The sequence below is a fragment of the Geodermatophilus sp. Leaf369 genome (genome assembly GCF_001424455.1).
Lineage (GTDB): Bacteria > Actinomycetota > Actinomycetes > Mycobacteriales > Geodermatophilaceae > Klenkia.
The window spans coordinates 41,624-63,867 of record NZ_LMQA01000006.1 but is presented as its reverse complement, the minus strand read 5'-3'; the positions used below and the strand labels follow the sequence as shown (position 1 = coordinate 63,867).

Below are 22,244 nucleotides of genomic sequence, written 5' to 3'. Positions count from 1 at the left end.
GTCAGCGCAGCCGCCGGTAGGGCGTGCCCCCGGTGATCACCGCGGCCATCATCGCCGGGTCGAACAGCGCGGCGGGGCTCAGGTCGGGGGCGCTCACCTCGTCGAGCCGGGTGCGGACGGCGGGGGGCAGCTCGACGTCTCCGGCGACCAGGTTGGCCGCCACCTGCTCCGGGGTGCGGGCGCCGACCAGGACGGAGTCCACCCCGGGGCGGCCGAGCACCCACGCCAGGGACAGCTGTGCGGGGGTGAGCCCCAGCTCGGCGGCGACCTCCCGGACCACCTCGACGACGGCCCGGTTGGCCGCGGTGTCCTTGCTGCTGCCGAACGGGTTGGGCCCGGACAGCCGGCCGCCGGTCCCGGCGGAGTACTTGCCCGACAGGAACCCGCCGGCCAGCGGGCTCCACGGCACGATGCCCGTCCCGAGCTCGCGGGCCGCCCGCACGTGCTCGGTCTCGATCGACCGGGCCACCAGCGAGTACTCCAGCTGCAGCGCGACCGGCCCGGGCTCGCCGTGGGCGGCGGCGAGGGTGGCCACCTGGGTGGCGAACCACGCCGGGACGTCGGAGAGCCCCCAGTGCGCCACCTTCCCGGCCCGCACGAGGTCGGTCATCGTCGTCAGCACCTCCTCGGCGGGGGTGACGTCGTCCCAGACGTGCAGCCAGTACAGGTCGACCGAGTCGGTCCCGAGCCGGCGCAGCGACCCCTCGAGCGCCCGGACGGCGTTCTTCCGTCCGGCCCCACCGGTGAGCGGTCCGCCGCCGCTGTGGAAGCCGTACTTGGTGGCCAGCACGACGTGGTCGCGCAGCCCGCGGGCGGCGATCAACCGGCCGACGATCTCCTCGCTGCGGCCCCCGGAGTAGACGTCGGCGGTGTCGACGGCGTTCCCGCCTGCCGCGAGGTAGGCGTCCAGGACCGCACCGGAGGCGGTCTCGTCCGAGCCCCAGGCGTCGTTGCCCATCGTCATGGCGCCGAGGGTGAACGGGCTGACCAGCAGCCCGGAGCGGCCCAGCGTGCGCAGTGCCACCGGTCAGCCCACCCGGGCAGCGGAGATGCCGCCGTCGACGTCGACGGTCGTGCCGTGCACGAACGCGGCCTCCTCGGTGCACAGCCAGCGGACGGCGAACGCGACGTCGACTGGGCGGACCGGCCGACCGGCGACCGTGGCGGCGGTCATCTGCTCCAGGACGGCGGTGGCCGCGGCGTTGCCCGGGGTCGCGGTCACCCCGGGGGCGACGGTGTTGACCCGCACGCCGCGGGGTCCGTACTCGGCGGCCCAGGAACGGGTCAGCTGCTCCAGCGCCGCCTTGGTGGCGGTGTACATCGCGCCGAAGGGGCTGCCCACCCGGGCCATCCAGGAGCCGATGTCCACCACGACGCCGTCCCCCCGCTCGGCCATCGCCGGGGCCAGCGCCCCGACCAGCACGTGCGGGGCCCGGACGTTGACCGCGAGCATCGCCTCGAGGTCCTCGTCGGCGAGGCCCTCGGTGGCCGACACGGGGTAGACGCCGGCGTTGTTGACCAGCACGTCGAGCCGGCCGCCGGCCAGCTCGACGGCCCGGGCGGCGGTGGCCCGGAGCTCGTCCGGGGCCGCAGAGAGGTCGGCCACCAGGGTGTGCGCGGTGCCGCCGGCGGCGGTGATCGCGGCGGTGACGGCGTCGGCGCGGGACCGGTCGCGACCACTGACGAGCACGGTCGCGCCGGAGGCGGCCAGCACGTGGGCGACCGCCTCGCCGATGCCGCTGGTGGAGCCGGTGACCCAGGCGGTGCGGCCGGCCAGCCGGTCGTCGCGGGGGAGGGTGGACAGGACCTGTTCGTTGGACTGCATGGTCCAGTTGTAGCAGCAGCTGGACCGATCGGTCCAGTGAGCGGTAGTCTCGGGGCGTGGCGGAGTTGACCGAGCGCGGACGGCGTACCCGCCAGCGCATCGTCGAGGAGACCGGGCGGCAGATCCTGGCCGCGGGCATCGGCGGCACCAGCCTGGACGACGTCCGGGCGGCCACGCTGACCAGCAAGTCCCAGCTGTTCCACTACTTCCCGGGCGGCAAGTCCGAGCTGGTGCGCGCGGTGGCCGAGTGGGAGGGTGCCGAGCTGCTGGCCGCCCAGGAGCCGCACGTGCACGACCTGTCCACCCGGGAGTCCTGGGAGTCCTGGCGGCTCGCGCTGGTCGACTACTACATCGGGCAGGGGCGCTGGGCCTGCCCGATCGGCTCGCTGGCCACCGAGGCCGCCGCCCGCGACCCGGAGCTGGCGGTGTTCGTGGCCGGGGCGTTCACCGCCTGGGCCGACCTGCTGGTCGCCGGGGTGCGGCGGATGCAGGACGCCGGCGCCGTCCCGGGCGATGCCGACCCCCGGCGGATCGCCGCCTCCGTGCTGTCGGCCATCCAGGGCGGCCTCGTGCTCAGCCAGCCGCTGCACGACCCGTGGCCGCTGGAGGCCGCGCTCGACCAGGCGTTGCACGCCCTGGACGCACCAGCCCGCTGATGTTGGGATGCTGGAGGGGTGACGTCCCGCCCCGCCCGCCTCATCCGCCGAGCCGCCGCGGCAGCAGCCGTCGGGGTCCCCGTCGGCCTGATGGTCCGCGCCACCTGGGGGCTGCCCGCCGCCATCGGCGCCAGCCGCCGTGGCCCGCTGCCCGAGATGACCGGCTCGCCCCAGTTCGCCGACGGCACCTTCCGCAACCGCCTGCCGGGCCCGGTCATCCCGGCCGTGAGCGCCCGGAGCGGACTGCTCCGGCAGACTCACCGCGAGCGTGACCGCGGCCGCCCGGTCGGGGCCGTCCCACTCGTGCGCCCGGAGTTCCCCGGCGCGGCCGCCGAGCTGGCCGCCACCTGGCTGGGCCACTCGACGGTGCTGCTGGAGGTGGACGGTCGGCGGGTGCTGGTCGACCCCGTGTGGGGCGACCGGGTCTCGCCGTCCCCGCTGTTCGGGCCGCGCCGCCTGCACGCCCCGCCCGGACCGATCGACGACCTGCCCGAGGTGGACGCGGTGCTGGTCTCCCACGACCACTACGACCACCTCGACCTGCCCACCGTGCAGGAGCTGCTGCACCGGACCCGGGCGCCCTTCGTCGTCCCGCTGGGCATCGGCCAGCACCTGCGCGCCTGGGGCGTGCCCCCCGACCGGGTGGTCGAGTTGGACTGGGACGAGTCGGTGGTGGTCGCCGGGCTCACCCTCACCTGCACCGAGGCCCGGCACTTCTCCGGCCGCTGGTTCGGCCGCGACGACACCCTGTGGTGCTCCTGGGCGGTGCACGGCCCCCGGCACCGGGTCTTCTTCGGCGGGGACACCGGCTACACCCCGGCCTTCGCCGGCATCGGCGCCCGGCTGGGGCCCTTCGACCTGACCCTGCTGCCGATCGGGGCCTACGACCCGGCGTGGCGCGAGGTGCACATGGACCCCGAGGAGGCGGTGCGCGCACACGGCGACCTGGGCGGCGGCGTGCTGGTCCCGGTGCACTGGGCCACGTTCAACCTGGCCTTCCACCCCTGGGCCGAGCCGGTGCGGCGCTTGCTCACCGAGGCTGCCCGCACCGGGACGCGGGTCGCCGTCCCCCGCCCCGGGGAGCGGGTCGACGTGCTCGACCCGCCCGAGGTGCGGGACTGGTGGACCGACGTCGGCTCGGCCGACGACCGGCCCGCGCCGCCCCGCGCCTCCCTCAGCGGGCGGGCAGCACGGGCAGTTCCAGGCGCGAGGGGTGCGCGGCGTCGTGCAGCACCTCGACCCGGGAGGTCCGACCGCCGGTCGTGACGGCGAAGGGCTCCCCGGTGCCGCTGTTGCGGGCGAACCGGGGGAACGCCCCGCCGGCCACCTGCACGCGCAGTCGGTGGCCGCGGCGGAACCGGTACGCGGTGGGGAACAGCTCGAGGTCCACGCTGAGCACGCCGTCCTGACCGACGGTGACGTCCTCGGCGGGCACGGTGCGCGGGTCCAGCCGCCGGATGCCGTCCACGACGTTGCGGGACACCCCGGCCGGGTCGACGTCGCAGAGCCGGACGACGAGGTCGGCGTGCTCCAGCTCCGGTCGCAGGTGCACCCGGGCCCGCACCGGCCCGACCACGTCGAGGTCGGCGGGCAGCTCGGGCCCGGTGAAGACCAGTACGTCGTCCCGGGCCTCGACGGCGGCCTGGTCGGCCTGCTTGCCCGGGCCCTGCAGCAGCGGGCCGCCCGCGCTCGGGGTGGGGTCCGCCGGGTCGAGGACGAACGTGCTCGAGGTACCGCTGGGCGCCGCACCCAGGCTGCCGTCGGCACCCAGGTGGTGGTGCTCGGTGCGCACACCCGGGGGCGGCCAGGACGGCGACTCCAGCCAGGTGCCGGCCTGCTGCAGGTACAGCCGCACGGCGGCACCGCGGGGGGCCCGGCCACCGCGCAGGTGGTGGTCCAGCCAGCGGACGTCGGTGCGCACGATCTCGCGCAGCTCGCCGGGCTCGCCGTGGATCCACGGACCCACGGTGAGCCGGACGGGGACGCCGGCGGCCTGCAGTCGGACGACGTCGCGCAGCTGCTCGGCGACGAAGAGGTCCCACCAGCCCGTCACCATGTTCGCCGGGGGGAACGCGGCGAGGTCGGCCTCCTGGTGGTCGGCGCTCGCCCAGAACCCGTCGCCGGGCCCGGCGTGCCCGGTGAAGTCACGCCAGAACGGGACCGGGGCGCCCCCGGCCGTCGTGTCCGCGGCCTGCAGGGGCTCGCTGCGTAACGCCCGGGTGACCCGCGCCCGGCCCCACGGGGTGGGCAGCGGCAGGCCGCCGGCCTCCTGGGCGCCGATCTGCACCGACCAGCGCAGTGCGTTCTCCGCGCCCGGGGCGCCGCCGTCGTAGAAGGCGCTGGTGATCCGGGCGGCGGTGATGTGCGGGCTGACGGCGACCAGCGGCGGGTCGGCGTAGGGCGCGACCGCCCACTGGGTGTGCCCGAAGTAGCTGCCCCCGGTCATGGCGACCCGGCCGTCGCACCAGGGCTGCTCGCGGACCCAGGCCAGCGTGGCCAGCCCGTCCTCGTGCTCGGTGGTGAACGGCCGGAACTGCCCGCCGGAGCCGTAGGTGCCGCGGGTGGACTGCGCGAACACCTGGAAGCCCCGCCGGGCGTAGGGCGCGGCGAAGGCGTGGGCGAAGACCCCGGCGCGGCCGTAGGGGAGTCGGATCAGCACGACCGGGAGGGGGCCTTCGACGTCGGGTCGGTAGTGGTCGCCGAGCAGGGTCACCCCGTCGGGCATCGGGACGGCGACGTCGCGGTGCACCGTGTACCCCCGGGCCCGCAGCGGCAGCCCCAGCGCCGCGTCCACCAGCAGTCCACCCAGCCTGGCTCCTGCGCCCACGGTGCCGCCTCTCCCCGGGCCGGGGCCTCGGCGCCCCGGCGTCACCCCATCCTCCCCGGTCCCCGGTGCTCTACTGATCGCACCGGCCCCGCGGCCGCCGTCCCCCGGAGGAGACCCGTGCCCACCCTGGACCGCCACGACGACGTGTTCGTCCTCGACCTCGGTGACACCGAGAACCGGTTCCACCCCGACTGGCTGACCGCCGTGCACAGCGCGCTGGACGAGGTCGACATCGGTCTGCCGTTCACCGTCGGCATGTCCGCGCTCGTCCAGGCCCGGCTCGTCCCGCAGACCGCGCACGAGGCGATGACGACCGGGCGGCGCTACGGCGGGGACGACGCCCGCACCGCCGGGATCGTCGAGCACGCGGTCGCCGAGGACGCCGTCCGGGGCGCCGCGGTGGAGTTGGCCGCGGCGCAGACCGGACGCGCCGGACCCACGCTCGGCACCATCAAGGCACGGATGTAAGGACCCGTGCTGGACGCGCTGCGGGGGTCGCTGGCGTGACCGGGGACCTGAGCACGGCGTCCCCGCACCGGGAGGTGCTCGTCGTCGGCGCCTCGCGCGGCATCGGCCTGGCGGTGGTCGAGGAGTACGCCCGGCGCGGCTCCCGGGTGGTGGGCACGGTCCGCGGGACGGGCCGGACGGCGCTGCACGACCTAGCCGACGGCAGCGCAGGGGCGGTGGAAGTCGAGCACGTGGACACCACCGTGGACGACGGGATCGGCGCGCTGGCGCGGCGCCTGGCCGGACGTCGCTTCGACCTGCTGCTGGTGAACGCCGGTGTCACCCACGACCAGTCGCTGACCAGCGCCACGATCAGCCCGGAGGAGTTCAGCCGGGTGATGGTGACCAACGCGCTCGCCCCGCTCCGGGTGGCCGAGGCGCTGCGCCCCCTGGTGGCTGACGACGGGACGATCGCGCTGATGTCCTCGGGCCAGGGCAGCGTCGCCGGCAACACCGGCGGCGGCTGGGAGCTCTACCGGGCCAGCAAGGCCGCGCTCAACCAGCTGACCCGCAGCTGGGCGGCCCGGCACGCCGACGACGGACGCGCCCTGCTCCTGCTCGCCCCGGGCTGGGTGCGCACCGACCTGGGCGGCGAGGGGGCCGCCTCGAGCACCGAGGAGGCGGTGCCGCCGCTGGTGCACACCGTCGACGCCCAGCACGGCCGGCCGGGGTTGCAGTTCCTGGACCGGGAGGGGCGCACCGTCGCCTGGTGAGGGGCCGCGTGCGTGAGGACCGTGCTCGGGGACGCCGCACCTCGTCGACACGGTGACGCTCCGTCGGTCACACGGCCCCACCGCGGGCACGATCACGGTGCGGGTCTACGCCCCGGCGCTGCGGGGGCCGCTGGGCTGAGGCGCCGGCGCCCGGGCGGTGCGGCCGGCCCCGTCGGTGCAGCGCGAGGGCCGCGATCCCCAGCAGCACGCCGAGGGCCACGCCCAGGGTGTTGCACAGCCAGTCGGTGGTGTCGCAGGCCCGGCCGATGCCGACCACCAGGGCCTGGGACGCCTCGACCACCGCCGACAGCAGGCTCCCGCCCACCAGCACCGCGAGCGGGCGCCGGCTCGCGACGGTCGCCAGCAGTGCCGGGGGCACGAAGAGCAGCAGGTTCGCCAGCAGCTCGACCCGCCCCAGGGTGGGCAGCGCCCACTGAACGGTGCACTGCACCAGCCCGGTCCCCGAGTCCACGGGCAGCAGGGTCAGCAGGGCCACCGCCAGCAGGGCGGCGCCGGCCAGCCCGGCGGCGAGCCGGCGCCGGCCGGCCAGCCACGACCCGACCAGGGGCCCGAGGACGACGAGTGCGGCCAGGACGGCCGGGCTGGCCCACGGGTGGTCGAGCAGCCAGTCGGTGAGCACGAGCGCACTCTGCCGCACCGGCCCCCGTGGGCCCTGCCGCTGGGTCCTCCGCCGGGTCGTGCGTCGCCCCGAGGCCGTCCCGGGTCAGGCGGGCTCGGGCACCCCACCAGGGTCGCCGCCCGGGTCGTCCGGGGTGGGCTCCACCGGCGCCGGGGGCAACGGCTCCGGGGCGTCGGGCATGAGCTCACCCGGGTCGTCGGGGACCGGTTCGGTGGGGTCCAGGGGTCCGGGCAGGGTGTCGGCCATGGGCGGAGTGAACCAGCCGCCCAGCCCTCCCGCGCGGGGCCCGCACCCCGGGGGCAGGGTGGGGGCCCCGTCGTCCGACCAGCTCTGGAGACACCCGTGACACAGCCCCACCGCGCCCTCGTCGTGATCGACGTCCAGCAGCAGTACTTCGCCGGTCCGCTGGAGGTGCAGTTCCCCCCGCACGCCGAGTCGCTGCCCCGGATCGTCGCGGCGATGGACGCGGCGGTCGCCGCCGGCGTGCCGGTGGCGGTGCTGCAGCACACATCCGGCGCAGGGGCGCCGGTGTTCGACCCGACGACGCCGGAGTGGCAGCTGCGGCCCGAAGTCGAGACGCGGGTGCCGGCCGGGGCGTTCCGGTCGGAGAAGCGGTTCGGCACGGTGTTCGCCGGTACCGACCTGCTGGACTGGCTGCGCGAGCACGACGTCGACACGGTGACGCTGGTCGGCTACATGACCAACAACTGCGTGCTGGCCTCCGCCGCCGAGGCCGAGACCCACGGCCTGGAGGCCGAGGTGCTCTCCGACGCGACCGGCGCCATCGACCTGCGCAACGCGGCCGGCTCGGTCGACGCGCAGGCCGTGCACGGCACGCTATTGGCCCTGCTGGACTCCAACTGGGCCGCGGTGACCGACACCGCGACGTGGGTCGAGGCCGTCGGTGCGGGGACAGCGCTGACCGGGTCGAACCTGGTGGCCTCCGCCGGGCGGACGGCCGGGGCCTGAGGGCCTCGGAACGAGGACACCCCGCGTCCCTGGAACGGGTGCGCGGGGTGTCGTCGGTGTGATCGTGGTGTCCGAGGGGGGATGTGAACTCACAAGGCGGGATGTGCGTCCCGATGCATCGCGGGGCTCTGAGCTGCGGGTATGGGCAAACCAGCACACGGGCCCGGCGCATTGAGATGCCATCCGATGCGCCCAATGGCCCCACGTGCAGTATCAAGATCAGTATCACGGGCCTTGATGTGGCCGGGTAGCTGCATCGCGTAGGCCGGTGCCACTCGATCCGTTTCAGAATCTCCGCGACCAGCACCTGTCAGGAGGATGGAGTGCACCCACTCCATCGTCCTGATCGATGAACTGACCGACCGACCGCTCAATCGGGCAGAACGGGACCGGAAGATTGGCGGTTTGTCGAACCGGGGGAGTCTTCTGTCAAGACAAGTTCTGGGCAGTAGTGCAACAACAGGGCAGCGGTTAGTTGCTCGCCGCGTGCGGTGAGGGCGCGCAAATTGAGCTCCGCGACAGCCGCCAAGTTCGTTGGATAGTCGTTGACATCCTGAAGCTGAACCAAATCAGGAATGGGCATGGGGAGGCGTTCATCGCGTTGGCCAAGGTAGGAGTGGACGACTCCGCGGTAGTCGCCGGCGGTGGCCGCCATGTGCAGCCGGTTGCGCGTGCCATCCTGGGTCTTGCGGTAGGTGATTGCGTAGCTGCGGGTCAGCCGAGCGGGTAGCAATGCGGCCTGTGAGCGACCCAGTTCTTGGCGGCCGGCATCAGAAGCGATGACATAGTCGAGCGGGTAAACGTGATCGCTATGTTGGGAGCTGCGTGTCTGCTCTAGTACAGCGAGTCCTAGGTTGTCGTAGACGCCACCGTCGGTGAGGGCAACTCGGTGTTTGCTCCTGGAACCTTCCTTGCGAAATGTGTAGGTCCGCTGCACTGCCGGGAAGGCCAGTGGATAGGCCGCACTGGCGGCGACGGCGAGCGCGACTGGTATGGGCTCGACGATGGTGCCGTACGTCGACAGGGAACTGAGCCGGCTCCCGAAACGCACGGCGCGTGAGGTGACGAGGTCGGTGGCTGCGATGACGGTGGACACGTCGGGGTGGGTGGTGTCGGGCATGAGCCGGTTGCCTAAGACCAGGTCGGTGAGCAGGTCAGCTAGGACGTCGGTGCGGTTGTGGCTGGGCCGCTCCCGGCCCCTACGCGTGGCGGAGGCAACAAGGTCAAGCCCTCGGTGGCCCAGTCGGCGGGGCGACAGGGCTCCCAGCACGAGTCGCTGCTGCAGCCCGCCGGTCAGCAGTCGCTGGACCGTATGGTCGAACTCGTCGAAGTCGGCAGGACCATACGCCCACGCGGCGGCAAGGATGCTCCCGCCGCTGACGCCACTGACGACGCGTACCAGAGGAAGTACTCCGGCCTTGTGCAGCGCCCGAAAGCACCCCAGCCCGAAAGCAGTTGCTCGGAAGCCTCCGCCGGATACGGCTACACCGACCCGAGGTCTGGGCGACGCAGTGTCGGAGGCATGACGGTCGCGGTGGCTTGTCACGAGCTCCTGCTCAGGATTCGGCGCCACCATGAGCGCCCCGGTGCCGGTGCCGGTGCCGGTGCCTGCCCTGCCCGGTAGTACTGCCCGTCGGGTCTCTCGGGCTGTGAGGCCGGTGCGGGCTCGGAGCTGTTGCGTTCCACGACGCGGAGGTAGAGCTGGGGCGGTGGATTGTCTTCGGCACCATCTCGCCAGGTGTCCCAACCATCTGTGCCACCGGCAATGAGCATCAGGCCGCGTGGCGAGTTCGACACGACGGGGGTGACGAGGTTGGCCATCCCGGCCTCGTCGGTGCGACTTGGACGGGCTGGTCCCAGCGGGTGGGTGTGCCACATGCCGATGAAGCTAGTTACGCCTCGGGTGCGTCCGGTGTGGTGATCGATTAGGGCCTGGGTTCCTTCTGTTCCGTGCTCGAAGTGGTGGGTGCCGCACATGCTGTCTGGCGAGGGCGGGGTGGCGGCGTCAAGGTAGACGACTCCGGTGGCGTCATCGATTTCACCCAGCAGCATTCCGCCGGTCTCCACGCGGGAACCGAAACGCTGCGCGGTGTGCTGAGCCTGCGCACGCAGGGTTGCGCATGCAGTCGGCCGCAGACGGACCTGGTGCCGGCGGTCATGAGTCCAGTGGACGTAGTCGTTGTCCCAACCGATCAAGGTTGTCCTCGCCGCCGCCTTGGCGGACTCGGCAGAGTCAAGGCGGATGACCGTCGCGGTCATCGGTTGCGCACCTGCGTCAATCACTCGGCCGTCCAAGATGTCCAGGGCGCCAGCCAGCAGTGAAGTGGCCAGAGCAGTGCACTCGGTGGCCGAACCGATGAAGGTGGGGGCCGAGCATCCTGGCTCGGGGAAGAAGAACTGGTCGCTGGGGGTCGTTGGATAAAAGTCGGCTGCGACGTCGTCGAGCTGCGGGTCATCCCCGGAGGCCGCGAGCAATCCGACGCGGCGCAGAATGTCTTCTCCGCCGCCTGATGCACCCGGCCGAGCAACTGTGACGATCCCACGGCGGGCTTGGTGACCGAGCAGGACGGTCACTTGCGTAGGTTGCTGGTTGCTGGTTGCTCGGGCCCGCTCGAGAGCTGCCCGCACCGCAGCGTCGGCGGTGGCGTCGATGACCAGGTCGTAGCTGTCGCCCTCGGTGGTGAGTCGAGCGGCGGCGGTGACGGCGTTCTCGGTCCGGCCGGCGATGGTGCAGCGGCGGTCGTTGTCGGGGCAGATCTGGCGCAGTCGGGGGCTCAACGCCAGGACCTTCGGTTGGCCGATGTCTGCGTCGTTGAAGGGCTGGCGGACCAGGATTCCCGGGGTCACCCACCCGTTGTCCACCATGTCCAGTGCTGCAGCACCGGCGCGGACGATGGCTTGGGCCATGGGGGCGCCCAACGCTCCGCAACCCAGCAGAAGCACTCGCTTGCCGGTGAGCCAGGTGGCCGAGCTTGCGTGGTCCCGCCGTTGGGTGATCTCACGCCGGTCGTCGAATACCCGGGCCCAGAGGACAGGGTCACTGCTGAGCCACTGCTTGCTCAGGTCCCGGTAGTGGCTCATGGCCGCACGGTTCTTTGCCGGGTCGGTGTCGAAGTGGTCAACGGTGCGCGCGCCCAAGTGTGTTGCCAGCTCGCCCGTCTGCGGGGGGATCCGCCAGGCCACCAGGTGGGCCAAGCGTGCACCGGAACCCATCGTGCGCGAGGGGGTGCCGACCAGAACCAGTTGTGGTGCGCCGCCAGGACCCTCGGAGGGAGTGTCGTCGTTCCCGGGGGCTGGCGAGCCACGGCGGTAAGCGGCGAGGGCATTGCCGTAGGCGGAAACGGCGAGCGCTTCGATGAGGTCATCGGGCGCTAGACCTGCGTTGTGGAGGCCTTGGAGCAGGTCGGCGCCGTTGTCCGGGTACTCGAAGCCAATGTCGTGGTGCAGGAGGATGACCACCGCGGCGATTAGGAACCGGCCGTTAACGCCGGTTGGTGGTTTCCCCAAGGCCACCTGCGCTCGGTACTCATCGGCCGGCATCCAGTCCACGACGTCCAGGCGGGCCGAATTACCGCGCTGCGTGGTGCACAGCGCGGTGAGGAGTCGCGGGCCTGGCGTCACCGGCTCGCACCAGGGCACCAAGTCGCCCAGGTCGGCGCGGACCACCAGGGAGCCGACTGAGTGGTAGGTGTAGGCCACTGGCGGGTGAAGGGGGACCCCTTCGGCTTGCAGGGAGCCAGCTTCGGCCCGCTCCAACCAGGTCAGCAGGCGCTCGAGCAGCCCGTTCATGCCGTCGCTGGGCACCCACTCGGTGGAGGGAGCTGCGTACAAGCACAACTGATGACCCCATTGAACGTGGGGGGTGCCAGCCCATCGCCGGTGGGAGACCTGCACCGTCGGCGGCGCGAAGGGGAAGGTGGCATCGACGATGACCTCGAACTTCTCGCGTGCCCGAAGCCGAATGCCGGACCCCGGGGATGTGCTGCTGTCGGTGGGCACCGAGATGGTGATGTGGAGCCGGGAGTCCCCGGGGCTGTGGTGGTCGAGGAGATCCAGCCCGGAGTCCCCAGTGGCCAACTCGCCCAGCTGCTTCAGGGCTAGCTGCTGTCCCGGCGTCATAGCAGGTGGTGTCGTCACTCGTGACCGAATCCGACGGTCTTCGTCGGCGCCTGTCGGCCTCCTCGCTGCTGGGTGATGCGCTCGCGCACGCTTTCCACGCCGCGGGGCTTGCCGGGGTCCGGGGTGCGTGTGCGGTTGAGGGCTCGCTTGGCCTCCACGGCTGCTGCCACGACAGCGGCAGCCACAGCGACGGCCTGCAGACGGCTCCTGGGCTCCCCGCTGGACTTGACGGCGGTGTGGGCGGCCTCGGCGAAGTAGGCGGGATCCAGCAGAGCCGCTCCGTTCTCGGTCACCTCGAACACGATCGGTGCAGGTTCGCTGCCCTGGCTGTAGTCGGCAGTGCACAGGAAGTTGTCGGCGATCTCGGTGTACCGGTCAGCTGCGATCTTGTGCGGAGGGTTGGCCCCGGTCGTGTCGACTGCGGGGATCTCGCTGCTGCTGGCCACGATGGTCGCGGGGTAGATGCCGTGACGTTCGATCGTGTCCAGCAGGTCCTGCTGCAGGTTGTTGACGTCGCCGTTCTCGTACATCACAGATTTGCTGCAGTGGTGGGGGGCCAGAAGCACGTCCCAGTCGACGCGGTCCCCGCGGTCGTTGCGTTCGCTGTAGTCGAAGATCTTGGTGATTGTCTCGTAGGCCAGGTCGCCGAGGAGCAGGAACCGGCCTGTCCCTGGTCCCTCGGTGAGCGTGATCTGCATGGCCACAGACGTGTCGTTGCGGGCCTTGGCGCTGTCGTCCTTGAACGGGGCGTGCAAGAACGCCTGGAAGTGCTCACCGCACTCGACGTCGTCCAGGGTGGTGATGACCTGGCCGGGGTGCGAGATGCGCTTGTCGGGCAGGTCGGTGTAGCCGTATAGGTCGCCATCTGGGTCGTGGCCGATGATCCGCACCCGATCCCCGCTCACCGGTTCCTGGCCTCGGGCGTCGGCGCGGCGGGTGGCCTCCACCCTTCGCTTCGCCTCGTCGTGGAAAGCCGTAGCGTCCTCGCACATCTCGGCGTTCGGGTCCTCCTTCAGCTCACGCCACAGGCGGGGCGAGGCCCACAGCTCACCGATGGTGACCTCCGTTAGCAGGTCGGCGAACCCGGCGCAGTGGTCTTTGTCGGCATGGGTCAGGACGAACACAGCCAGGTAAGGCCGACCATCGCGCTGGGGGAGGGCCTCTACGAGGCGGTCGACCACCGGAACTTCAGGGGTGTCATCGGCGTCGGCCTTATCCATGTCCCGCAGGTCCACTTGCATCACGAGGTCCTCCTCGACCACGACGGTGGTGCTGTCGCCACTTCCCACTGGCCAGAACACGACGCCGCGGTCAACCAGCATGGAACCCATGACGATCACTCCTGATGGTTGGTGGCTGTCCAACGCCCGCGGTTGTCCTGCCGCCTTCGAGCCTAAATTGAGCCTCCGACATTCTTGGTTGTTCGCGCCCGGCGCCTCGGACGCGGCAGCCCCAACAGCAGTAGTTGCGGGTCACTCATGGACGACACCTCGAGTCCTGCATTCGGCCCCGCCCCGGTGGCGTGCCCTCCGACCTTGAGGAGGCGTCCGCAACCCAGCCCGGCGCCGATGGGCCGAGAACACCGCGGCCGCTCGCCCCAGAACCTGGGTGGTCAGGCTGCGGCCGCCACCAGGAAGCCCACCGCGATGGCCGGTCCGAGGGGCGTCAAGGTCCTTCGATCACCGCCGCATGACACCACGAGTGCTGTCTGGACCATCGTGACCACGACCATCGCGGTCAGGCCGAGGACTCCACCGGTGACGGTCACCTGGCCGAGTCCAAGTCCGCCGAGAGCCGCAAGTCGAACGTCACCAAAGCCCGCACCTGCGAACCGCCAGGAGGCGAGCAGGGTCAGTGTTGCTGCTGCGGTAGCGATCGCTGTGATGGCCACGGCACGCACGTCACCTTGGAGCAGGAGCGCAGCGGCGATGGCGGTGCCGGTGCCCAGGAAGCTCGTCCTCAAGAGCGAGGTGGGAACACGCTGAGTCACTGCGTCGCAGGCACCAGCCGCGATCAGAGCCGTACCCCAGGCCACGAGCGCCAGCCGGAGCGGCCATTCGGCTGCCCCGCTGGAGATGCTCCCGGTTGTGAATCCCCACAGGCATCCGAGCACCAGGCAGGCGACCTGCAGTCGCACACGAGTCCGCGCCGGCCCGTGCAGTTGACGCATGCCGGCCGCGACGAACAGGGGGCACAGAACCGTTCCCACCGTCGCCATCGCCAACGGAAGGACAAGGTCGGTGACCGTCATATGGACGCCGCTCCTTCCCAACGACAGCACGTGGGGAACGGACTCAGAGAGATCACACGACGACCGAAGCGGTAGTCGGCAGTACGGCGCGGCCCATGTGCCCAGCTACACCCTGAGGTACCGAAATGGGAAGGATCTGCCCATTGTGTGTCACCCGACCGAGTGACATGGCACCTGTTCTTGTTGTGGTTCATCGGCGGGGAGGCAGTCTCGCCACTCACACGACGGACAAGGGAGGGTGGCTCGACATGACGGGGAATCGGGCTGTCTCGGCAGGTGCAGCTGTCGCAGCCGGCCTCCTGATCGCCAGCTGCTCGACATCGGGACCCGATCCGTCGGAGCCATCCACGTCCTCCACGGTGGCGAGCTCGCCCACCACCACGGGCGCTGAGGTCACGACCGATCCGGCGGAGCTGGCTGCGGAGCAGGCGGTCGCACTCGTCCCGACCTACGTCCAGACGATCGACGAGCTCTACGAGGACCCGTCTCGGCCTCTGGACGACGTCTACGCAGTCGCTGTCGCCTCGGAGGCAACGGCCGAGGCCACCGCGATCCAGGCCTTCCGCGCTCAGGGCTACCAGCAGGCAGGGAGGTCACAGGTCGTGACGGCCACGGCAGGACCGGTCGACCTGACCAACGACCCGAACGCGGCTCCTGAGCCTCTGCTGCCGACTGTCACGGTGACCGCCTGCATCGACGTCAGTCAGGTCCAGGCCACTGATGCGGGCGGGACGTCGGTCGTGGCACCAGACCGCCCGCCGTACCTGATCCAGCAGCTCATGATCGTCAACATCGACTACCCCGACGCTGGGTCGTGGCGGGTCACCGAGGCACCCAACCAACAGGCGCAGTCGTGCGACGGCTGACTCGCCTGTTGGCGGTCATTGGGATGGCAGTTGGCACTCTGTTGGTTGCGACCGACGCGGCGTCCGCGGCTCCGGCTGCGTGCCAGCAGTACGACTCGCATGGCATCTGCATCGTGCAGGCCGAGTCGCCGGGCACGAGCTCGAGCCCTCAGCCACCCGGGTCGGCGACCCCCGCCGGCAGTTCCGCGGTGCCCGCGTGCACCGACTCCGCTTCTGGGGCCACCGTCCCGTGCCAGGGCGACGCGGGCTGGTGGGTCCAGCAACTCCAGTGCTACGCGCAGGTGATGACCGTGCAGCCCCCGCTCGAGTCCCCGGTCTGGGGCGGTCAGACCGATGGCGCCATCTACCTGTGCACCTTCTACACCGAGGGCGGAGCGTTCCCCGGGACGAGCGGGTTCTCGTTCTGGTTGGCTGACCCACCGGCTGGACCGCCCGCGGTCGATCCTGCGGTGCTCGCGGCGCAGGCGTTGCAGGCGCTGACCATCCCCATCCCGACTGCGGGGATGTATCCAGCCGGTGAGCTGGACAACGGCTCGCCGTACACCGTGGTCAACGCCTACACCTGGTTCTGGACCGATCCGTCGTCCTTTCAGCCCCTGAGCGCAAGGGCCGATGCAGGCGGCGCGTGGGCTCAGGTCGAGGTCGTTCCCACGGGTCTGAGCTTCACCCCAGGAGACGGGGGTGCCGTTGCCATGTGTGCTGGTCCAGGCACCGCCTGGCAACCGGCCGACGGAGTTTGGGCACCCTCCCCATCAGGCTGCGACTACCGCTACCCGCACTCCTCCATCCGCCAGCCCGATGGGCAGGTCACCGCCACTTACGGCATCCAGTGGTCTGTCTCCTGGACGGCCTCGACGGGCGCCACCGGGACTCTGCCCCAGGTGACGACAACGTCGAACGCCACCTTCGCCGTGGCAGAAGCGCAATCGGTGGTGACCAGGTGACGTCGTCCGTGACAGCCAGCCCGCGTACCGAAGATCGAGTGGGCGCTTCCTCCGCTCCTCCCATCCGAAGCGCCGCCGCGCAGCGTCGGATCAGCCGGCGGTCGCTGGTCCTGAGCGTCCTCGTCGTCCTCCTGGGTGGGCTCGTGGCCTACTCCGCAGGCCAGATGCTGACGTCGCACACCGACGTCCTGGCCGTGGCTCGGGACGTGCCGGTCGGAGAGACCATCACCGCCGCTGACCTCGCCGTGGCCAGCGTGCCCGCGGACCCGAACCTGTCGCCCATCCCGGCCGCAGAGCAGGCTCAGGTCATCGGGATGGTCGCGCAGGTGCCGCTCGTCCCGGGGCAGCTGCTCACTCGAGCTCAGATCGGTGTGGACACGGGGCTGCCCGCTGGCGAGGTGCTTGTGGCGCTGCCGTTGCAGGAAGGCCAGTTCCCGGCCAGTGGGCTGAGCCCGGGCCAGCAGGTCCTGGTCGTGGCGACGCCGGGAGCAGCAGCGTCGGTCATCCAGGACGGCACGTCGGGGGAGGGGCCGCAAGACGTGCCCGTAGAGGCAACCGTCGCTGAGGTCGGACCGGTCAACCCGTCCACCCAGGTGACCGTGATCGACGTCCGGCTGGATCAGGAGGACGGGCCGTCGATGGCGGCCCTCGCCTCGACCGGACGCCTGGCGCTGATCCTCCTACCGGCGGGGGGCTGACCCCGTGCTCACCGTCCTGACCTCAGGCAAAGCAGCACCCGGGGTGACCACCACGACCTGGGCGCTGGCCCTGAGCTGGCCCCGGCCGGTGACGGTCGTCGACTGCGACATCGCCGGCGGTGACATGGGGCCGGGGATGCTCGCCGGACGGGTGGGCACCGACCGAGGTCTCCTGTCGTGGTCCGCGGCCGCCCGCCACGACCTTCCGGTGGCTGCATCCGCGGCACTGTTGGTCGAGCACGCGATCCAGCTTCCGGAGCGGCCCGGCGTCTCGCTCATCCCCGGCTTCGGGACGGCGACGCAGGGCCAGTCCTTCAGCGGCGCCGCGTGGGAGCGGATGGCAGGGGCCCTCGGGCAGACCGCGGTTCGCCACGGCCGGGACGCGCTGGTCGACGCCGGGCGTCTCCTCACCACGCGGGGCTGCTGGCCGGTGGTGCGAGCCGCCGACCGCGTTCTCCTGACGGTGCGGCCGACCGTGCGATCCGTGCATGCAGCGCAGGAGACGGTTGGTCGTCTGCGCGACGAGCTCGGTGACCTGGCCACCGTGTCCGCCATCGTCGTGGGGCGAGGCCCTTACCCGGCAGGCGAGGTGGCCAGCGCGTTGGGACTGCCCCTCATCGGAGAGCTGCCCGACGACCGGGCGACGGCAGCAGCGCTGTCCGATGGAGAGCCGATGAGCCTCCGGGCCATGCGCCGGTCGCCATTGATGCGGGCTACCTCCTCTCTCGTTCGTGAGCTGGCAGCGACGACGGGGCCGTCACTCTCCTCGACGGGATGGGCATCGTGACCCTCACGACCAGCCCCCACTCGTCATCCGCTCCGTCAACGGGTCCTTCCGAGGTGGGCCGGCGGAACGACGGCACCGCACCATCTCGGCAGCTGACCGAGGCCGAGTACCGGGTGGTGGCTGAGATCCGTGACCGGGTGTCGACCCGGTTGACGACCGAGGACAAGGACTACGCCCCCGGGCCGCGCCGGGAGCTCACCAGGCAGCTGATCGGCGACGAGTACGAACAATGGCTGGTTCACGAGGCCAACCGGGGTCGACCTGCGCCGGAAGTGACGACCGAGGACACCATCTTCGCCGCCGTCCTGGCGGAGCTCGACGGGCTGGGGCGGCTCGCGCCCCTGCTCGCCAGGGACGACGTGGAGGACATCCACTTCGAGGGTTGCGACCCGACCATGTTGCGCAAGGTCGACGGGCGGCTCGAGCCGGGGCCGCCGGTCGCCGCCAGCGACGCCGAGCTCGAGCAGCTGCTGCGGTCCATCGCGTCGCGTTCCGAGGGTGGTCAGTCCAGCCGCGAGTTCTCTTCTGCCAGTCCCGTCCTCAACCTCCGTCTCCAGGGCGTCACCGAGCTGGGTGCACGGCTGCAGGCAGCGATGGACGTCTTGCCCCGGCCGGCCGGTGTCATCCGCGTCCACAGGTACAGCGACCCGAGCCTCGACGACCTGCACGCGATGGGCATGGTCGATTCGCCGCTCCGTGAGTTCCTGCGGGCAGCGGTGGCTGCCGGGGTCTCACCGCTCATCACCGGCGCTCCCGGGGTCGGCAAGACCACTCTGCTGCGGGCGCTGGGCAACGCCATCCCGTGGGACAACGTGGTGGTCACCGTCGAGGACGAGCGCGAGCTGGGCCTGCACCTGCCACGGTGGGACCCGGCTCAGCGACAGATGGTCAAGCGGCATGCCGTCTGCCGGCCCTTCGAGTCCCGTCTGCCCAACGCCGAAGGCCGCGGGGGCTTCGACATGGGCGACGCCTTGCACCTGGCTTTGCGCGCGTCCCCGACATGGGTGTTGGTCGGTGAGGTGCGTGGCGCCTACGTCATCTCGCTTCTCGAGGCCGCGACCAGCGGCATCTCGTCGGTGATGTGCACGATCCACTCTCCGTCCGCCGAGGGTGTGTTCGACAAGGTCCTGATCAACGCGCTGAAGGCCCACCCGCCACCGTCGTCGGACCTGGTGCTCCGCTCCCTAGCGGCACTGGGCCTCGTCGTCCACGTCCAGCGGGATCGCGGCTACGCCCGGTTCGTCTCCGGTGTCTACGAGCTCGGTGCCATGGGAGATGCGGGGCGGCCCGATCTCACGCCGGTCTTTGCCCCTCGAGCCGGCGACGGGCGTGCCCAGGCCACCGGCGCAGGCATGATGAGCGACGGCCTGGCGCAGCGGCTCCGCGATGTCGGGTTCGACCCGGACTGGCTGCATCCGGACCACAGCGACTGGCCGGCCCTCCGCGGTGCTGGGTCATGACGGCCGGTCTCGCCTTGCTGACGTCGGCTGGTCTCGCCGTCTCCGCGGGGCTCGTCTGCCTCGTGGCTGCCCTCCGAGGCGTCGAGGTGCTCCCCAGAACGCGGCGCCGTCGTGCGCGGACCAAGCCCCGCGTCACGCTCCTCCACGTGGGCGCGCTGGTCGCCGGCATCCTGGTGCTGCTCGTGACCGGCTGGCCGGTCGCCGCTGTGGGCACAGCTGCGGGTGTCGTGTTCATTCCCCAGGTGTTGGGAGGAGGCAAGGCGTCGAGGCAGCTGATCGGAAGATCGGATGCCCTGGCTGACTGGACGCGACGTCTCGCTGACCTGATCGGCTCTGGCGCTGTGGGGTCGACCCGCGAAGCTCTGCGCCGTTCGCTGCTCTCCGCACCGTCGTCGATCAGCCCAGCGGTCACGAACCTCGTCAACCGCATGGGGCCTCAGGGCGTCGAGTCGGCGCTGCGGCAGTTCGCCGACGAGGTGGCCGACCCGGCTGCCGACAAGATCGCCATGGTCCTGATCCTCCGGGAACGCAACGGCGGCCCGGGTCTCGCAGAGGTCCTGACTGCCCTGGCGACGGATCTCGATGAGCGCTCACGCATGGTCCGCGAGGTGGAAGCGGAGCGGGCGAAGCCGCGGGCCAACATGCGCACCATCGTGCTGACGACGCTGATCCTGGTGGTCGGGATGATGCTCTTCGCCCGGACCTTCCTCTCGGGCTACTCGACCGCGTTCGGTCAGGTGGCTCTCCTGGTGGTGGCCACGGTCTTCGCGACAGCGCTTCGGTGGATGCGCACGTTGTCGGATCCGCCGCCGCCCGTGCGGGTCCTGACGCACCCCGGCCTGGCTCAGGTGCGTACATGACAGGGCTGCAGACGGCGACTCTCGCCGGGATGGTGATGGCGCTGGGACTGGTCCTCCTGGTGCGAGCGGTGCGGCCCGCCCCGCCTTCGCTCGGGGCGGCTCTCGAACAGTTGGCTCCTGGTCCGCCCGGTTCCCGCTCGTCGTCTTCACCGTCGACGGGCGCGGCACGGAGCTGGTGGGACGTCTTGCCCCGCTCCCTGGTGGGAGCGCTCGAGTCCCGGGTCGGTGTCTCCGACGCCGATCTGTCCATCCTCGGCCGCACCCGCACCCAGCTGGCGGTGCGCAAGCTGACGCTGGCGCTGACGGGGCTGATGACCCCGGTCCTGCTGGGTCTGGCTCTGTCGCTGGTCGACGTGTGGGTGCCGTTCGCGATCCCGGGTGCGGTCGGCCTAGCGCTGGCGGTCGCCGGGTGGTTGCTGCCATCGGCCGAGGTGAGAGAACAGGCCGCCTCGGCCCGTGCCGAGTTCCGGAGCAACCTGGAGTCGTTCCTGACGCTCGTCGCGGGGGAGCGACGGGCCCGTGGGTCGGTCGAGCAGGCTCTCGAGGAGGCCGCGGAGATCTCGGGGAGCATGCCCTTCGTCCGGATGCACCGGGCCATTCGTCGAGCTGCGTTGTCCGGGCGCAAGCCCTGGACCGACCTCCGCGATCTCGGTGCCGAGCTCGACGTGGCCGAACTGCGCAGCCTGGCGGACATCGCCGCTGTAGCCGCCGACGGGGGGTCGGTCTACAACACCCTGCTGGCCAGTGCCCGGACGCTCCGGCACGCCGAGCTCTCCGGCGCCCGGACAGCAGCCAACGAGATCAGCGAGCGGATGGCTCGCCCGCTGGCCCTGCTGGTGACCGGGTTGACCCTCTTCGTCCTCGTTCCGTTCCTGCTCCGCATGTTCGGCACCGCCCCGTGAACCCGTCGTCGACCAGGAGGTCGTCCATGTCCCTGCCCTCGAGTCCTGAGCTGCGGCAACGCGCTGTGAGTGCCGTGGTCGTGACCGTTGCCCGTGTGGTCGGTTGGCTCCGGGCGGAGAACGTCACCGACGACCGCGGATCCGACTCGTCGGAGAAGGCGTTCATGGTCATCCTGGCCATCGCTCTGGGCGCCGCCGTCACGACGGCTGCAGTCGCGTTCGTCGCCAGCAAGACGGCGCTCTTCCAGTAGGTCGGACCCGACGTCGTGCGCAGCCTCCCGACCAGCACCCGGACACCCCAGCGGTGGTCCGGGAGTCGGGTGTGCGCGGCAGGCACCGCCGCGGAACGGGGTTCGTCCAGCGTCGAGTTCGCGATCCTCTTCCCCGTCATCGTCGTCCTGCTCCTCGCCGGACCCCAACTCGGCATGTGGTACTTCGCCAGGGAAGCAGCGGAGGCGGCGGCTCAGGCCGGAGCGCGGGCCGGGAGCGTCGAGGGAGCGCCGGCGGGGGAGGGGCAGCAGGCCGCGGACGCCTACCTCGCCCAGCTGGGCACCGGGTCCATGACGAGCTACTCCGTCACTCAGGACGACACGGCCACGACAGTGTCCATCCGCATGGTTGCCTCGGTGCCGAACGTCATCCCACTGCCCGGCTTCAGCCCCACGGTCGACGTGACGGTCGAGCAAGCCAGGGAGCGCTTCACCACCCCGGACTCGCCGTGAACCGCAACCGTCGGTCCAAGAACCGCGGCGCCGCCAAACGGGTGTGGGACGACCGCGGGTCGGAGTCGGTCGAACTCGCCATCCTGCTGCCCGTGGCCATGCTGGTCCTGGCCATGCTCGTCGTCGGCGCGCGGATCGCCCTGGCGGGGGACCGGATCAGCGGCGTTGCTGGGATCGCTGCGCGGGAGGCGTCACTGGCTCGCTCTGCGGGGGCCGCAGAGCTGCTGGCTACCGCTGCGGCCACTGAGGCGCTGACCCAACGTGACCTGCACTGCTCGGACGTGCTGGTTCTCGTCGACGCGGCCGGCTTTGCCGGCCCGCCAGGTGCCGTCGGCACGGTCACCGTGGAGGTGTCGTGCACCGTCCGCTTCTCCGACGTCGGCATCGAGGGGCTGCCCGGTACGAGGACACTCCGGGACAGCGCGACGAGCCCACTCGACCCGGCGAGAGACGTGTCGTGAAGGGAGCCGGACGGACGACGGTGCGGTGGTGCCGAGA

At 71.4% G+C, this 22,244-nt stretch carries 24 protein-coding genes; 15 read left to right on the top strand and 9 right to left on the bottom strand.

The window, feature by feature from the left end:
* Position 1: 1 nt before the first annotated feature.
* A complete protein-coding gene (locus ASG36_RS20795) occupies positions 2-1,024 on the bottom strand; it encodes an aldo/keto reductase (protein WP_055768919.1) in 1,023 nt (340 codons plus the stop codon).
* A 3-nt stretch (positions 1,025-1,027) separates the two neighbouring features.
* The gene (locus tag ASG36_RS20790) at positions 1,028-1,825 is read right to left on the bottom strand and encodes an SDR family NAD(P)-dependent oxidoreductase (protein ID WP_055768916.1); all 798 of its coding nucleotides are present in this window, start codon (positions 1,823-1,825) and stop codon (positions 1,028-1,030) included.
* 56 nt (positions 1,826-1,881) lie between these two features.
* Between ASG36_RS20790 and ASG36_RS20785 the strand changes: the two genes are divergently transcribed.
* On the top strand, positions 1,882-2,481 hold the full coding sequence (locus tag ASG36_RS20785; RefSeq protein ID WP_055768913.1) for a TetR/AcrR family transcriptional regulator: 600 nt from the start codon (positions 1,882-1,884) through the stop codon (positions 2,479-2,481).
* A gap of 18 nt (positions 2,482-2,499) precedes the next feature.
* Positions 2,500-3,747 carry an MBL fold metallo-hydrolase gene (locus tag ASG36_RS20780; protein ID WP_235495399.1) on the top strand — a complete coding sequence of 416 codons (1,248 nt, stop codon included), beginning with the start codon at positions 2,500-2,502 and terminating at the stop codon, positions 3,745-3,747.
* Here ASG36_RS20780 and ASG36_RS20775 read toward each other — a convergent pair.
* Positions 3,656-5,275, bottom strand: coding sequence for a CocE/NonD family hydrolase (locus tag ASG36_RS20775; RefSeq protein WP_200944616.1), 1,620 nt, complete (start codon positions 5,273-5,275; stop codon positions 3,656-3,658). The two genes, ASG36_RS20780 and ASG36_RS20775, sit on opposite strands and share 92 nt — an antisense overlap.
* A gap of 150 nt (positions 5,276-5,425) precedes the next feature.
* Here ASG36_RS20775 and ASG36_RS20770 point away from each other — a divergent pair, with 150 nt between their 5' ends.
* Both ASG36_RS20770 and ASG36_RS20765 read left to right on the top strand, forming a co-directional pair.
* Positions 5,426-5,776 (top strand): enoyl-CoA hydratase-related protein, encoded by a 351-nt coding sequence (locus ASG36_RS20770; protein WP_055768910.1) that lies wholly within the window; start codon positions 5,426-5,428, stop codon positions 5,774-5,776.
* A gap of 35 nt (positions 5,777-5,811) precedes the next feature.
* On the top strand, positions 5,812-6,528 hold the full coding sequence (locus ASG36_RS20765; protein ID WP_055768907.1) for an SDR family NAD(P)-dependent oxidoreductase: 717 nt from the start codon (positions 5,812-5,814) through the stop codon (positions 6,526-6,528).
* A gap of 67 nt (positions 6,529-6,595) precedes the next feature.
* On the opposite strand, the gene ASG36_RS20760 is transcribed toward ASG36_RS20765, so the two are convergent.
* The gene (locus ASG36_RS20760; protein ID WP_082523401.1) at positions 6,596-7,168 is read right to left on the bottom strand and encodes a VanZ family protein; all 573 of its coding nucleotides are present in this window, start codon (positions 7,166-7,168) and stop codon (positions 6,596-6,598) included.
* A gap of 84 nt (positions 7,169-7,252) precedes the next feature.
* Positions 7,253-7,414 (bottom strand): hypothetical protein, encoded by a 162-nt coding sequence (locus ASG36_RS22455; protein WP_200944615.1) that lies wholly within the window; start codon positions 7,412-7,414, stop codon positions 7,253-7,255.
* A 96-nt stretch (positions 7,415-7,510) separates the two neighbouring features.
* Between ASG36_RS22455 and ASG36_RS20755 the strand changes: the two genes are divergently transcribed.
* A complete protein-coding gene (locus ASG36_RS20755) occupies positions 7,511-8,137 on the top strand; it encodes an isochorismatase family protein (RefSeq protein WP_055768903.1) in 627 nt (208 codons plus the stop codon).
* Positions 8,138-8,507: 370 nt separating this feature from the next.
* Here ASG36_RS20755 and ASG36_RS20750 read toward each other — a convergent pair whose 3' ends face one another.
* The 4 genes from ASG36_RS20750 to ASG36_RS20735 all read right to left on the bottom strand — a co-directional run bounded on the left by ASG36_RS20750 (position 8,508) and on the right by ASG36_RS20735 (position 14,507).
* Positions 8,508-9,713: a patatin-like phospholipase family protein gene (locus tag ASG36_RS20750; protein WP_082523400.1), complete on the bottom strand. Its 1,206-nt coding sequence runs from the start codon at positions 9,711-9,713 to the stop codon at positions 8,508-8,510.
* A complete protein-coding gene (locus ASG36_RS20745; protein WP_055768897.1) occupies positions 9,680-12,256 on the bottom strand; it encodes a ThiF family adenylyltransferase in 2,577 nt (858 codons plus the stop codon). The genes ASG36_RS20750 and ASG36_RS20745 overlap by 34 nt, the downstream gene beginning before the upstream one ends.
* 14 nt (positions 12,257-12,270) lie before the next feature.
* A complete protein-coding gene (locus ASG36_RS20740; RefSeq protein ID WP_055768894.1) occupies positions 12,271-13,587 on the bottom strand; it encodes a hypothetical protein in 1,317 nt (438 codons plus the stop codon).
* A 281-nt stretch (positions 13,588-13,868) separates the two neighbouring features.
* A complete protein-coding gene (locus tag ASG36_RS20735) occupies positions 13,869-14,507 on the bottom strand; it encodes a hypothetical protein (protein ID WP_055768892.1) in 639 nt (212 codons plus the stop codon).
* Between the two features lie 359 nt (positions 14,508-14,866).
* Here ASG36_RS20735 and ASG36_RS20730 point away from each other — a divergent pair, with 359 nt between their 5' ends.
* The 10 genes from ASG36_RS20730 to ASG36_RS20685 all read left to right on the top strand — a co-directional run bounded on the left by ASG36_RS20730 (position 14,867) and on the right by ASG36_RS20685 (position 22,207).
* Positions 14,867-15,373 (top strand): hypothetical protein, encoded by a 507-nt coding sequence (locus ASG36_RS20730; RefSeq protein ID WP_235495397.1) that lies wholly within the window; start codon positions 14,867-14,869, stop codon positions 15,371-15,373.
* A gap of 284 nt (positions 15,374-15,657) precedes the next feature.
* Complete coding sequence (locus tag ASG36_RS20725; RefSeq protein ID WP_235495395.1) at positions 15,658-16,317, top strand: hypothetical protein; 660 nt, start codon at positions 15,658-15,660, stop codon at positions 16,315-16,317.
* Between the two features lie 143 nt (positions 16,318-16,460).
* Positions 16,461-17,015, top strand: a complete 555-nt coding sequence (locus ASG36_RS20720) for an SAF domain-containing protein (RefSeq protein ID WP_235495393.1) — start codon at positions 16,461-16,463, stop codon at positions 17,013-17,015.
* Between the two features lie 43 nt (positions 17,016-17,058).
* Complete coding sequence (locus tag ASG36_RS20715) at positions 17,059-17,802, top strand: hypothetical protein (RefSeq protein ID WP_235495392.1); 744 nt, start codon at positions 17,059-17,061, stop codon at positions 17,800-17,802.
* The gene (locus ASG36_RS20710; protein ID WP_235495390.1) at positions 17,799-19,262 is read left to right on the top strand and encodes a CpaF family protein; all 1,464 of its coding nucleotides are present in this window, start codon (positions 17,799-17,801) and stop codon (positions 19,260-19,262) included. Before ASG36_RS20715 ends, ASG36_RS20710 begins: the two co-directional genes overlap by 4 nt.
* A gap of 146 nt (positions 19,263-19,408) precedes the next feature.
* Positions 19,409-20,122 (top strand): type II secretion system F family protein, encoded by a 714-nt coding sequence (locus ASG36_RS20705; RefSeq protein WP_235495388.1) that lies wholly within the window; start codon positions 19,409-19,411, stop codon positions 20,120-20,122.
* 185 nt (positions 20,123-20,307) lie between these two features.
* The gene (locus ASG36_RS20700) at positions 20,308-21,024 is read left to right on the top strand and encodes a type II secretion system F family protein (RefSeq protein ID WP_235495386.1); all 717 of its coding nucleotides are present in this window, start codon (positions 20,308-20,310) and stop codon (positions 21,022-21,024) included.
* 95 nt (positions 21,025-21,119) lie between these two features.
* Entirely contained in the window at positions 21,120-21,275 is a 156-nt protein-coding gene (locus tag ASG36_RS22450) for a hypothetical protein (protein WP_235495384.1), read from the top strand.
* A 69-nt stretch (positions 21,276-21,344) separates the two neighbouring features.
* Positions 21,345-21,746 carry a TadE family protein gene (locus tag ASG36_RS20690; protein WP_055768869.1) on the top strand — a complete coding sequence of 134 codons (402 nt, stop codon included), beginning with the start codon at positions 21,345-21,347 and terminating at the stop codon, positions 21,744-21,746.
* Positions 21,743-22,207, top strand: coding sequence for a pilus assembly protein TadE (locus ASG36_RS20685; RefSeq protein WP_055768866.1), 465 nt, complete (start codon positions 21,743-21,745; stop codon positions 22,205-22,207). Before ASG36_RS20690 ends, ASG36_RS20685 begins: the two co-directional genes overlap by 4 nt.
* The last annotated feature ends 37 nt before the right edge of the window (positions 22,208-22,244 follow it).